Below are 13,378 nucleotides of genomic sequence, written 5' to 3' on the forward strand. Positions count from 1 at the left end.
TCCTACGCCGCCTTGGCGTGCTTTTCGTACAAAAACGTCAGCACCTGCTGGCGGTAACGGTGATAGGCCGGGTCATCCGCCAGCGCGACGCGCGAGCGCGGGCGCTCCAGCGCTACCTGCAGAACTTCACCGACCGTGGCGGCCGGGCCGTTGGTCATCATCATCACCCGGTCAGACAGCAGCACCGCTTCGTCGACATCGTGGGTGATCAGCACGATGGTGGTATGCAGCCGCCGCTGAATATCCATCACCGCATCCTGCAGATGAGCGCGGGTCAGCGCGTCCAGCGCGCCGAACGGCTCATCCATCAGCAGGACTTTGGGCTTCATCGCCAGCGCGCGGGCAATGCCGACGCGCTGCTTCATACCGCCGGAAATTTCATGCGGCCGTTTATGCAGCGCATGGCTCATATGCACCAGCGCCAGGTTATGTTCGATCCAGTCGCGCATTTCAGCGCGGGTCATCTGGCCGCGGAACACCTGATGCACCGCCAGCGCCACGTTCTCGTAGGTGGTGAGCCACGGCAGCAGCGAGTGGTTCTGAAACACCACCCCACGCTCCGGGCCGGGGCCGTCGATCTGGCGGTTATCGCACAGCAGCACGCCGTCGCTCGGCAGCGTCAGCCCGGCAATCAGGTTCAGCAGCGTGGATTTGCCGCAGCCGGAGTGGCCGATCAGGCTGACGGTTTCACCCGGCTGAATATCGATGCTGACCTGATGCAGGGCGACAAACTCGCCCTGCGGCGTATCAAAGCGCTGGCTGACGTTCTGGATCTGGATAATCGGTTTCATCGCGGACTCCTTAAGGGTTCTGATAGCTAAAACGTTTTGCCAGCCACATCAGCCCCTGCTCGAGCAGCAGGCCGACGACGCCAATCACCAGAATGGCGACGATGATGTTTTCGACGTTGAGGTTGTTCCACTCATTCCAGATCCAAAAGCCGATGCCGACGCCGCCGGTCAGCATCTCCGCCGCGACGATCACCAGCCAGGCGATGCCGATCGACAGCCGCACACCGGTCAGCACATACGGCAGCACCGCCGGAAACAGGATCTTGCGCATCACCGTCCACTCCGACAGTTTCAACACCCGCGCCACATTGAGGTAATCCGCCGGGATACGCGTGACGCCCTCGGCAGTATTGAGGATCATCGGCCAGATAGAGCAGATGAAAATGGTCCAGGTCGACGCCGGTTCGGAACGCTGGAACAGCAGCAGGCCGATCGGCAGCCAGGCCAGCGGGCTGACCGGACGCAGCAGGGAGATAATCGGCCCCAGCATATGCGCCATAAAGGCGAAGCGGCCGACCAGAAAGCCGACGGGAATGCCCACCAGCGCCGCCAGCGCAAAGCCGCCCGCCACGCGCTGCAGCGACGCCAGCACGTTCCAGCCCAGCCCCTGATCGTTCGGCCCGGCGTAATAAAACGGGTCGGCAAACAGCGTCAGCGCCGCCTGCCAGGTAGCCAGCGGCGTCGGGATGCCCTCGCTGTTTTGCGCGACAATCTGCCAGACGGCGATCGCCAGCAGCAGGCCCAGCAGCGCCGGCAGCGCACGCCGCAGCAGCGGCTGCCAGCGCAGGCGGCGGCGCGGCGGTGTCTTGGTTTCCGGAACCGGGGCAGCCGCAGTCTGCACCTCTTTCAACGGGACAATCTGCGCGCTCACCGGCTCGGCGGCGGCGTCGATACGTTCAGCCAGATTTTTCATTGCCTACCTCTCACGTCACGTTTAACAGCAAAACTGTTGGCGTACGCCGCCGGGTTGCTGCCGTCCCAGCGTTTGCCATCGATCAGGGTGCTGGCGCGCATCGCGCTGCCCGGCAGGCTGACGCCGCCGACCGCCGTCGCCGCCTGCCGGTAGATATCGATACGGTTAATGCGCGTGGCGACCGCCAGATAATCCGGTTCGGCCTTCAGCAGCCCCCAGCGCTGCTGCTGGGTCAGGAACCACATGCCGTCGGACAGATACGGGAAACTCACCTCGCCGTCGTGGAAAAAGCGCATGGCATGCGCGTCCTGCCAGCGTTTGCCCAGGCCGTTCTGGTAGTCGCCCAGCATGCGCCCGGTAAGAAACGCCGCGCTGGTGTTGATGTAGGCGCGCCCCGCCAGCCGGTTGGCGCTTGCCACACGGTTGGCGTCGGAGGCGTCGATCCAGCGCGCGGCATCCAGCACCGCCGCCGTCAGGGCGCGCGCGCTGTTCGGGTGGGCGCGCACCCAGTCGTCGGTGGTGCCCAGTACCTTTTCCGGATGATCCGGCCAGATTTCCTGCGTGGTGACGGCGGTAAAGCCGATGTTTTCGGCAATCGCACGCTGGTTCCACGGCTCGCCGACGCAAAAACCGCTCATATTGCCGATCTTCATGTTCACCACCATCTGCGGCGGCGGCACCACCAGATTGCGCACGTCGTTGTAGGGGTGAATGCCGGCGTGGGCCAGCCAGTAATTCAGCCACATGGCGTGAGTGCCGGTGGGGAAGGTCTGCGCGAAGCTGTAGGCGCCCTTTTCCTCGCGGTCGATCAGCGTTTTCAACGCGGCGGCGTCACGCACGCCGGCCTGTTTCAGCTGGTTGGCCAGGGTGATGGCCTGGCCGTTATTGTTCAGCGTCATCAACACCGCCATATCGCGCTGCGGGCCGGCGGCGCCCAGCTGCAGGCCGTAAATCATGCCGTACAGCGCATGGGCGGCGTCCAGCTCGCCGGACAGCAGCTTGTCGCGCACCGCTGCCCAGCTGGCCTCTTTGCTGGGAATGATTTCGATGCCGTATTTCTCATCAAACTTTTTCACCGCCGCCATCACCACCGAGGCGCAGTCGGTGAGCGGAATAAAGCCGACGCGCAGCCGTTTTTTCTCCGGCGCGTCCGACCCTGCCGCCCAGGCGGCATTGAACAGACCCGGCGCCATCATGCTGCCGCCCAACGCCGCGCTGCCGAGCAGAAAGCGGCGGCGCGACAGCGCCATTCCCGCCGATTTGGTGTGCGTCATCAACAGCTCCTCATCTGGGTGCGAAAAACAAAAAAGGCGTCCCGTCGGCGCGCTTCACCCACGGTGAAACGCACAGAAAGGACGCCTTTATCCAAATTAGTCAGGTCATCAACCGCCGTTGGCTGATAACGCATAAAACAATGCAGTTTACGTGCCAATGTTTGTCAGTGCCGGCTGGCGCGGGCCAACGCGCACGGCGACCACGCGGTATGGCGGCGATTGCACAACGGCGAGGCATCGCCTGCACTGAGGCCGTGCAAATCCCTCGGCTATTTCCCCGGCAGGATATCCGCCACCGCCAGCATGGCGCGGGCAATATCAATCAGACGCTTATTCTGGTCCATCGCCATTTTGCGCAGCAGCTGGTAGGCGCTCTCTTCCGTCAAACCGCGATACTGAATCAGCAGGCTTTTGGCGCGATCGATTTCCCGCCGCTCCTGCAGGGTGGCGCGCGTCGCCGCCAGTTCCTCCGACAGCGTTTGCAGGCGCTGCGACTGCTGCCGGATCATCGCCATCAGCGAACGCCCCAACTGCGGATTAACGCCGTCGTCGAGCAGTGCGTCGCCGTCGGCCGCTGCGCTGACAAACACCGTATAGCCCTGCTCCGGCGCGGGCCACGTCGACTCCTGCTGCGTCAGCGCCCGCTGCGCCGCGGCCAGGCTGGCGCGGCAGCCGTCCATCAGCGCAACCTCCAGGCGATCCTCAATCTGTTTCATCGCATCAATGCGCGCCGAGGTGATATCAAACCAGCGCAGGCTGAGATCGCCGCCGGGCTGCCGCTGGGTGCAGGCAACGCGCCGCAGGCGTTCAAACTCGCGATCGTCCTGCTGCTGCAGCCGCCGCCACTGCGCCAGCGACGCGGGGTCGGCAAACTCGGCGAAGGTGTGAAAACAGCGATCCTGTCCGTCCATCAGCTGCGGCAGCCGCTGCTGCGCCGCGTCGTCAAACTGCCCGGCGGCAAAGCCCGCCGCCCCCAGCGCCCGCTCCTGCCCGGCCAGCTCTTTACCCTGCATAAAGCTGAACATGGCGATCAGCCGGCGCGCCATGGCCGGTTCCAGGCAGGCATCCGTCGCTTCATACACCAGCGCCAGCAGGCTGTGAATGATCGCGTTAAAATGCTGCATCGCCTCGGCGGGCGTCAGGCTGCGCGCATCCGCCTGCTGACGCAGCGCCGGCAAAGCGGTGAGATGCTGCAGCGCGCCGGCGATACGGCCAAACAGCCGGCCGGCGGCCGCCAGCGGCGCGGTGGTGGCATCCATCTGCGCCAGCAGACGTTGCACCGCCCGCTCGGCCTGCGCCACATCGTCGCGCCGCGCCGCCAGCCGATCGCCGAACAGCGCACCCTGCGAGCAGAGATAAATATTTACCGTGCCCCGCTCGCGCTGCAGCATATGGATCAGTTGGCTCACCTGTCCCACCAGCTGCCCCATGTGCAGCAGCTGTTGCAGTACGGCGATCTCACAGCGTTTCGACGCCAGCAGGAAATCGGCGGCGCTGGGCGGAAAGGCAGAATTGCGGCTCATGGTGCAGGCTCCGTTCAGCTAGAATAGGCGGAAACCTGCAAAAACCGTGCCGGGGCGTCATCGCCGGATACGGCATAAAAAAGGCCTCCACAGTGGGAGGCCGTTGGTCATCCATGCTGTCGTCAGCAGGCGTTACACGGTTTTAAATTCCGCTTCCGCCTGGTCGAAACGTTTGGTCATGGTGGCTGAAGGCTTGCGGCCCATCAGGCTGACCAGCACGATCGCAATGCTGGCGAACAGGAAGCCAGGGATGATTTCATACAGATCCAGCCAGCCGTACTGTTTCCACACCAGTACCGTGATCGCACCCACCAACATGCCGACCAGCGCGCCGTTGCGCGTCATGCGCGACCAGGTGACGGAGAGCAGCACCACCGGCCCGAAGGCGGCGCCGAAGCCGGCCCAGGCGTAGCTCACCAGCCCCAGCACCCGGTTTTCCGGGTTGGCGGCCAAGGCAATGGCGATCAATGCCACCACCAGCACCATAACGCGGCCGACCCACACCAGCTCACGCTGGCTGGCGCCTTTGCGCAGGAAGGCTTTGTAGAAATCTTCGGTAATAGCGCTGGAGCACACCAGCAGCTGGCAGCTCAGGGTGCTCATTACCGCCGCCAGAATTGCCGACATCAGGATACCGGCCACCCACGGGTTGAACAGGATCATCGCCAGTTCGATAAACACCCGCTCGCCGTTTTCCGATACGTTGCCCGCCTGCGCCGGGTTATTGGCGAAGTAGGCGATGCCGAAGAAGCCGACCGCGATGGTGCCCGCCAGGCACAGGATCATCCAGGCCATGCTGATGCGGCGCGCGCTGCGGATGGTGCGGTGAGAGTCCGCCGCCATAAAACGCGCCAGAATGTGCGGCTGACCGAAGTAGCCCAGCCCCCAGCCGAGCAGCGACAGGATCGCCACCAGATTCAGCCCTTTGAGCATATCCAGGTTGGCCGGGTTCTTCGCCTCAATCACCATCATGGAGGTATCAATGCCGCCGACGGCCAGGATCACGAACACCGGCGTCAGGATCAGCGCAAAGATCATCAGGCCGGCCTGCACGGTGTCGGTCCAGCTCACCGCCAGGAACCCGCCGATAAAGGTGTACAGAATGGTCGCCGCCGCGCCGGCCCACAGCGCGGTTTCATAACTCATGCCGAAGGTGCTTTCAAACAGGCGTGCGCCGGCAACGATGCCGGAAGCGCAGTAGATGGTGAAGAATACCAGGATCACCACCGCCGAAATTATCCGCAGCAGTTTGCTGTTGTCTTCAAAGCGGCTGGTGAAGTAGTCCGGCAGCGTCAGCGCGTTGTTGTTGGCTTCGGTATGCACCCGCAGCCGGCCCGCCACCAGTTTCCAGTTCAGATAAGCGCCGATCGCCAGGCCGATGGCGATCCAGCTTTCGGAAATGCCCGACATGAAAATCGCGCCCGGCAACCCCATCAGCAGCCAGCCGCTCATATCGGATGCGCCGGCGGAGAGCGCGGTCACCACGCTGCCCAGGCTACGGCCACCAAGGATGTAATCATCGAAGTTGTTGGTCGCCCGGTAGGCGAGTAAGCCGATCAGCACCATCCCGAAGATATACACCAGGAAGGTCACCAGCATAGGTGTGCTTATTGTCATTCAACTCTCCACTTTCATTTTCCCCTTCATCCTTCGCCGGCAACGCCGTGAATTCTTTCGGGTGTTTTAATTCGCGCTGTAGTGCGGTGTCTGTCGCCTGCCGACGCGTCGGAACGAAACGCCGTCGGCGCAGTGCGTAGTCAATCTCGTTTTTGCCCGGTATTGTCAGACCGCTGGCTATCCTAGATGACCTTTTTGCCATTCAACAACACTTTTAACAACAAAGTTACACAAAGTTCACCCTGCGTCACATTTAACCAGGTTATCGGTTGCACTCCCCCTACGCACCCGTAGTTGCACCCCGGCAGAATAAACCATAAAAATTCAGGGGTGACCGGTTATACTGCATATTCCCCGGCAGCCACTGAATAACGAGCAAAAACCATGCCGCTTCCTGCGGCCAAAAAATCGAGTTAACTCACACTTCGTTAATCAGCCTGATTTAACAAGGTTGCACAAAGTTGCAACATGCAGGATATTGTCTGCCTTCAGACATACACAACATATTTCACGAGCCTATCCCCGCAGGCTAAAAGCGGCCCGGAATTTGTATAGCCTGCCGGGATAGGTTCTAAACACACAGGAGCTGGATGGTATGGGCACGACCACAATGGGCGTCAAGCTTGACGAGGCAACGCGCGATCGCATTAAAAACGCTGCACAACGCATCGATCGCACGCCGCACTGGTTAATCAAGCAAGCCATTTTTAATTATCTCGAACGTCTTGAGAGCGGTTCCGATATCCCTGAAATTCCTGCAGTTAATGCCGCCAGCAGTGGCGACGCGGACGACATTATGCCGCAACCGCAGGAAGAGTCCCACCAGCCGTTCCTGGAATTTGCCGAACACATCCTGCCGCAGTCGGTCACGCGCGCCGCCATTACCGCCGCTTACCGCCGCCCGGAGCAGGAAGCGGTGCCGATGTTGCTCGAACAGGCGCGATTACCGGCCGATCTTGCACAGGCCACCCACAAGATGGCCTACGGCATCGCCGAGAAGCTGCGGAACCAAAAGAGTGCACACGGACGCGCCGGCATGGTGCAAGGCCTGCTGCAAGAGTTCTCGCTTTCGTCACAGGAAGGCGTGGCGCTGATGTGTCTGGCGGAAGCGCTGCTGCGCATTCCGGACAAACCGACCCGCGACGCGCTGATCCGCGACAAAATCAGCACCGGCAACTGGCACTCCCACCTGGGACGCAGCCCGTCGCTGTTCGTCAACGCCGCCACCTGGGGGCTGCTGTTCACCGGCAAACTGGTGTCCACCCATAACGAAGCCAACCTGTCGCGCTCGCTGAACCGCATTATCGGCAAGAGCGGCGAGCCGCTGATCCGCAAAGGCGTCGATATGGCGATGCGCCTGATGGGTGAGCAGTTCGTCACCGGTGAAACTATCGCCGAAGCGCTGGCCAACGCGCGCAAGCTGGAAGACAAAGGCTTCCGTTATTCTTACGACATGCTGGGCGAAGCCGCGCTGACCGAGGCTGACGCACAGGCCTATATGGTATCCTACCAGCAGGCGATCCACGCCATCGGCAAAGCCTCCAACGGCCGCGGCATTTATGAAGGCCCGGGGATCTCGATCAAGCTGTCCGCCCTGCACCCGCGCTACAGCCGCGCGCAGTACGAGCGGGTAATGGAGGAGCTGTATCCGCAGCTGCTGTCGCTGACCCTGCTGGCGCGTCAGTACGATATCGGCATCAATATCGACGCCGAAGAGGCCGACCGTCTGGAGATCTCGCTCGATCTGCTGGAAAAACTCTGCTTCGAACCGCAATTGGCCGGCTGGAACGGCATCGGCTTCGTTATTCAGGCCTATCAGAAGCGCTGCCCGTTTGCCATTGACGCGGTGATCGACATCGCGCAGCGCAGCCGTCGCCGCCTGATGATCCGTCTGGTGAAAGGCGCCTACTGGGACAGCGAAATCAAACGCGCCCAGATGGACGGCCTGGAAGGTTACCCGGTCTACACCCGCAAGATCTACACCGACGTCTCCTACCTGGCCTGCGCTCGCAAGCTGCTGTCGGTGCCGAACCTGATTTATCCGCAGTTCGCCACCCATAACGCCCACACGCTGAGCGCGATTTATCATATGGCGGGCAACAACTACTATCCGGGGCAGTACGAGTTCCAGTGCCTGCACGGGATGGGCGAGCCGCTCTACGAGCAGGTGGTGGGCAAAATCGCCGACGGTAAACTGAACCGTCCGTGCCGCATCTACGCACCGGTCGGCACCCATGAAACGCTGCTGGCCTATCTGGTGCGTCGTCTGCTGGAAAACGGTGCCAACACCTCGTTCGTCAACCGTATTGCCGACACCACGCTGTCCCTCGACGAGTTGGTGGCCGACCCGGTGCTGGCGGTGGAAGCGCTGGCCGCCAGCGAAGGTCAGATTGGCCTGCCGCATCCTAAAATTCCGTTGCCGCGCGATCTGTACGGCGAAAAACGCGTTAACTCCAGCGGTCTGGATCTGTCGAACGAACAGCGTCTGGCTTCCCTGTCCAGCGCCCTGCTCACCAGCGCCGCGCAAGAGTGGCGCGCCGATCCGATTATCGACGCCGACGCCGATCAGGGCGTGGAACAACCGGTGATTAACCCGGCCGAACCGAGCGATATCGTCGGTTACGTGCGTGAAGCCACCGAAGGCGAAGTCAGCCGCGCGCTGGACGCCGCCGCCGCCGCCGGCCCTATCTGGTTCGCCACCCCGCCGGAAGAGCGCGCCGCGGTGCTGGAACGCGCCGCCGAGCTGATGGACAGCCAACTGCAGAATCTAATTGGCATTCTGGTACGCGAAGCGGGCAAAACCTTTAACAACGCCATCGCCGAAGTGCGTGAAGCGGTCGACTTCCTGCATTACTACGCCGGCCAGGTGCGCGACGATTTTGCCAACGACAGCCACCGTCCGCTGGGGCCGGTGGTCTGTATCAGCCCGTGGAACTTCCCGCTGGCGATCTTCACCGGGCAAATCGCCGCGGCGCTGGCCGCCGGCAATAGCGTGCTGGCCAAACCGGCGGAACAGACGCCGCTGGTGGCGGCGCAGGCGGTGCGCATTCTGCTGGAGGCCGGCATTCCGCACGGCGTGCTGCAATTGCTGCCGGGCCTGGGGGAAACCGTCGGCGCGCAGCTGGTTAATGACGAGCGCGTGCGCGGCGTGATGTTCACCGGCTCCACCGCGGTGGCCGGCATTCTGCAGCGCAGCATCGCCGGACGTCTGGATCCGCAGGGGCGGCCGACGCCGCTGATCGCCGAAACCGGCGGCCTGAACGCGATGATCGTCGACTCCTCGGCCCTGACCGAGCAGGTGGTCACCGACGTGGTGGCTTCCGCGTTCGACAGCGCCGGCCAGCGCTGCTCCGCGCTGCGCGTGCTGTGCATTCAGGAAGACGTGGCGGAACACACGCTGCAGATGCTGCGCGGCGCGATGGCGGAGTGCCGCATGGGCAACCCGGAACGTCTGTCCACCGATATCGGCCCGGTGATCGACGCCGAAGCCAAAACCGGCATCGACCGCCACATTCAGACCATGCGCTCCAAAGGCCGCAACGTGTATCAGGCGGCGCAGAACAACGCGCAGGATGAGAAAGAGTGGCCGCGCGGCACCTTCGTCAAGCCGACGCTGATCGAGCTGGAGAGCTTCGACGAGCTGCAAAAAGAGATCTTCGGCCCGGTGCTGCACGTGGTGCGCTACCGTCGCGCCAACCTGGAAGCGCTGGTCGATCAGATCAACGCCGCCGGTTACGGCCTGACGCTGGGCATTCACACCCGTATTGATGAAACCATCTCACGGGTGACCGAGCGCGCCAAGGTGGGCAACCTGTACGTTAACCGCAATATGGTCGGCGCGGTGGTCGGCGTTCAGCCGTTCGGCGGCGAAGGCCTGTCCGGCACCGGTCCGAAAGCCGGCGGCCCGCTGTATCTCTATCGCCTGCTGGCTAACCGTCCGGAAGACGCGGTGCAGCGCACGCTGGACCGTCAGGATGCCGAGCGCCCGATGGAAGCCAGCGCGCGTCCGGCCCTGCTGGCGCCGCATCAGGCGCTGGAGAAATGGGCAGTGGCGGAGAACCTGCGCGATCTGGCGCAGCTCGCGCAGCGCTATGCCGAGCTAGGCCAGGGCGGTACCGTACGTCCGCTGCCTGGCCCGACCGGCGAACGCAACACCTATGCCCTGCTGCCGCGCGAGCGCGTGCTGTGTCTGGCGGATAACGACGCCGACGCGCTGACGCAGCTGGCTGCCGTATTGGCGGTCGGCAGCCAGGCGCTGTGGCCGGAAGCGGAGCTGCAGCGCACGCTGTACCGCCGCCTGCCAAACGAGGTGCAGGCGCGCATCGCCTTCACTAAAGACTGGCAGAGCGATAAGGTGGAGTTCGACGCCGCCATGCATCACGGCGACGCCGATCAGCTGCGTATCCTGTGCGAGCAGATCGCCCAGCGCAGCGGCGCCATCGTCTCCGTGCAGGGCTTCGCCTACGGCGAAACCAATATCCTGCTGGAGCGCCTGCTGATTGAACGCTCGCTGAGCGTCAACACCGCCGCCGCCGGCGGTAACGCCAGCCTGATGACTATCGGCTGATTAGTTACTACTCGGTAAGACAAACCCCGCCTTTGGCGGGGTTTGTCTTTTGTGGGCAGCATCGATGATTACCCTGTTGAAAATCCGACTATCCATACCGGATAATCAAGCACTGCGCTCACCAAACAGGTTATCAGAGCGGTTTCATCACCCAACGCACCGCTCTTCGTTCAGGCTCAGGCATTAGGATCGACGCCCGCGAGTTTGGCAATCGCCAACATGACGCCGCCAACCGCAATCGTGTTCATCCAGATAAAATGCATCCAGTAGTATATCGTGATCCATCCCGTCAGCTCGCGAGGTAGGGACTGCATAAAGGTATAGGCATCAGCGGGCGCAAAGGTATCTTTTCCTGTTTTTATCTTTTTATTTTTCAACAAATTATAAAAAAACACGGTCGGGAAGTAGCTACCGAAATAGCCAAAATACACCGCAAGTTGATTAAAATCGTTCATATATAAACCCTCCCTTTCGTATACAGCAACGAGGCGTTCATACTTTTTGCGGTTTATCCCGAAAAAAATCATGGTAAGGAAACCAATAAAACAGGCCAAAAAAGAGAGTATTGCCCCGGTATATCCCAACATCAAAAGCATTAGCCACCTACTATTTTATAGATAAGATCACCGCCAAACTCACCGAGCGTACTCCCTGCGGTACTACCAGCCAGACTTCCGGCAGAAGCACCAATTATCGCACAGGCAACGCCCGCGCTGCCGGCCATGGGCGCACTGATCACTCCCAACGCAACGCAAACACCGCCCCCGGCCAACGCCCCCCAACTACCACCTAAAGCTCCAAATCCAGCACCAAGAATAAATGAACCATATCCTTTTAACGCGGCACGACCACATTCGTTTTCACGGCCGACCGTACAGGAATTATAGATATCATTGGTGGTACTGGTCGCAGCAACGCCCAACCCCACCCAGCCGGCGTTGCGCATAAACCTGATGGCTCTGCTGGTGCCGTCCAGGTAGGTCGAATAGCCATGAATCGCGCCAACGCCCACCGTCGCCCATTCATGCACGATGGAGCGGCTTGATAAATTTAAGGCCCTTTTCATGCTTTCATACGGATGCAAATTCAGGATTTTGCGCGGCAGACGATTAAAAATAGGCTTATCCAACATCGTCTTCAGTTCGTTGAACAAGTGGTTACGCTCGACAAAAAACTGCTGGCTAATCAATGTTCCTTGCGTACGAAACTGGTTCTGGTAGGTGCTCTCAATCTTCTTGAGAATCTCCTCAATACGACTGAAATAACGCTTTCCAGCATCGCTGGCCGTTCCCAACCCCATGCTGCTGCCATTGAGGACGGTTGCGATAGTCTCATAATGACGATGAAGAAAGTTTGCCTGTTCCGCATCCACCTGCGACATCGCCTGATTAACCTGATTTTTCGCCTGGCGTAACTGCTGTAGGGCTGGCCCTTGTCGGGCGTTGTTCGGGTCGGCAACGATCAGGATATGTCCGGGTTTCACCCAGGGCGTATCGGCATTAAGCTGCATAAAATAACGTGCGGCTTCGCTGCGTGGGTTTCTGAACAGAATATTGCCTTGTGAAGAGAGCGTACCCGGCGTTTCAACGACGCAATAACCGGGCTCAATACGTTGACGGGGAGGAAAGGCCATTAATAAGACTCCTTGTCATAATGACGCCATAGGGGGTATGTGAGTGACGTACCTTAAACGATCTCTGTCCAAGGTTTCAACGATTACAATGGGCATATATCACAGAATACAAAGCACAGAAAACACCAAGGAAAACAGCTGCGTGTTACGGTTTCAGCTACTGACAGCTCCCGTAATCAAGGAGAGTATGGCGGTAGAACGAATACCTGTGCGGGAGCGAGTTTTAACCATCAGGCGACTTTATTTTCAGCCTCGCCCTTATTGGTATGGAACATGGTCAGTATTCACAGTGAGATGGTCAGATAGCGGAAGATCAGCATACTGCCCGACGCCAGCAGGATCACATTAATCAGCTTCAGGAACTGTTCGCGCGACATGTTCAGCGTGAAATAGCGGCCAAGCGTGATCCCTAACAGCATACCCGGCACCAGCGCCAACGCCAGCAGCAGCAGATCGGCATCAAAATAGACCCCGGCCAGTGCAAAGATCGCCACGCGGGTCAGCGTACTCAGGCCAATCAGGGTGGTCTGCGTGATCCGCAATGCCTCTTTGCGCTCAATGCGTCCGCTGAGGTAAATCGCATAAATAAAGCCGCCGCTGCCGAACAGCGCGCTGAACACCCCGCCGACCAGGCCAAACGGAACGGAAGCTCTGGCAGAGAAACGGCGATCCGGCTTCAGCCCGCTTAATGCGTAGGCGGCATACAGCACCACGAAGATCCCCAACGCCAGCAGCAGAATGTCAGGCCGGGTTCTCAGCAGAATGAGCGCGCCGATCAGGCTGCCGGCGATCATCAGCGGCACCAGCCGTTTTAATTCCGGCCATTGTGCGTTGCGCCCGTCGCGGCTCACATTGACCATCGCCGCGCACATATCCAGCAGCGCCAGCAACGGCACGATTTTCGCTACCGGGATATACAGCGCCATCACCGGACTGGCGATCAGCGCAGTGCCGAAGCCGGCAATGCCGAAGATGATGTAAGCCACCAGTAGTGCACCGGCCAATACCAGATAGTGGGAAAGCTGCAGTGCGTCTTGCATGTCAGTATCCGTCTAATTGT

General features: G+C 60.7%; 9 protein-coding genes. 1 reads left to right on the forward strand and 8 read right to left on the reverse strand.

Going from position 1 to position 13,378, the window contains the following annotated elements; all coding sequences use genetic code 11:
• Positions 1-2: 2 nt before the first annotated feature.
• The 5 genes from TAN611_RS14025 to putP form a co-directional block, all read right to left on the reverse strand.
• Positions 3-791 (reverse strand): ABC transporter ATP-binding protein, encoded by a 789-nt coding sequence (locus TAN611_RS14025; RefSeq protein ID WP_187044522.1) that lies wholly within the window; start codon positions 789-791, stop codon positions 3-5.
• A 10-nt stretch (positions 792-801) separates the two neighbouring features.
• Positions 802-1,704 carry a nitrate ABC transporter permease gene (gene ntrB / locus TAN611_RS14030; RefSeq protein ID WP_111736907.1) on the reverse strand — a complete coding sequence of 301 codons (903 nt, stop codon included), beginning with the start codon at positions 1,702-1,704 and terminating at the stop codon, positions 802-804.
• Entirely contained in the window at positions 1,701-2,978 is a 1,278-nt protein-coding gene (locus tag TAN611_RS14035) for a CmpA/NrtA family ABC transporter substrate-binding protein (RefSeq protein ID WP_203066593.1), read from the reverse strand. The genes ntrB and TAN611_RS14035 overlap by 4 nt, the downstream gene beginning before the upstream one ends.
• 269 nt (positions 2,979-3,247) lie before the next feature.
• Positions 3,248-4,501, reverse strand: a complete 1,254-nt coding sequence (locus tag TAN611_RS14040; RefSeq protein ID WP_203066594.1) for a nitrate regulatory protein — start codon at positions 4,499-4,501, stop codon at positions 3,248-3,250.
• Between the two features lie 132 nt (positions 4,502-4,633).
• Entirely contained in the window at positions 4,634-6,118 is a 1,485-nt protein-coding gene (putP, locus tag TAN611_RS14045) for a sodium/proline symporter PutP (RefSeq protein WP_105231548.1), read from the reverse strand.
• Positions 6,119-6,713: 595 nt separating this feature from the next.
• Here putP and putA point away from each other — a divergent pair.
• A complete protein-coding gene (gene putA, locus TAN611_RS14050) occupies positions 6,714-10,685 on the forward strand; it encodes a trifunctional transcriptional regulator/proline dehydrogenase/L-glutamate gamma-semialdehyde dehydrogenase (RefSeq protein WP_105231549.1) in 3,972 nt (1,323 codons plus the stop codon).
• A 176-nt stretch (positions 10,686-10,861) separates the two neighbouring features.
• On the opposite strand, the gene TAN611_RS14055 is transcribed toward putA, so the two are convergent.
• The 3 genes from TAN611_RS14055 to TAN611_RS14065 form a co-directional block, all read right to left on the reverse strand.
• Positions 10,862-11,140, reverse strand: a complete 279-nt coding sequence (locus TAN611_RS14055; RefSeq protein WP_238404471.1) for a hypothetical protein — start codon at positions 11,138-11,140, stop codon at positions 10,862-10,864.
• A gap of 140 nt (positions 11,141-11,280) precedes the next feature.
• Positions 11,281-12,318 (reverse strand): hypothetical protein, encoded by a 1,038-nt coding sequence (locus tag TAN611_RS14060; RefSeq protein WP_203066596.1) that lies wholly within the window; start codon positions 12,316-12,318, stop codon positions 11,281-11,283.
• Between the two features lie 284 nt (positions 12,319-12,602).
• Positions 12,603-13,358 (reverse strand): sulfite exporter TauE/SafE family protein, encoded by a 756-nt coding sequence (locus TAN611_RS14065; protein ID WP_203066597.1) that lies wholly within the window; start codon positions 13,356-13,358, stop codon positions 12,603-12,605.
• Between the last annotated feature and the right edge of the window lie 20 nt (positions 13,359-13,378).

The organism is Serratia sp. Tan611 (assembly GCF_905188235.1).
Lineage (GTDB): Bacteria > Pseudomonadota > Gammaproteobacteria > Enterobacterales > Enterobacteriaceae > Serratia_B > Serratia_B rhizosphaerae.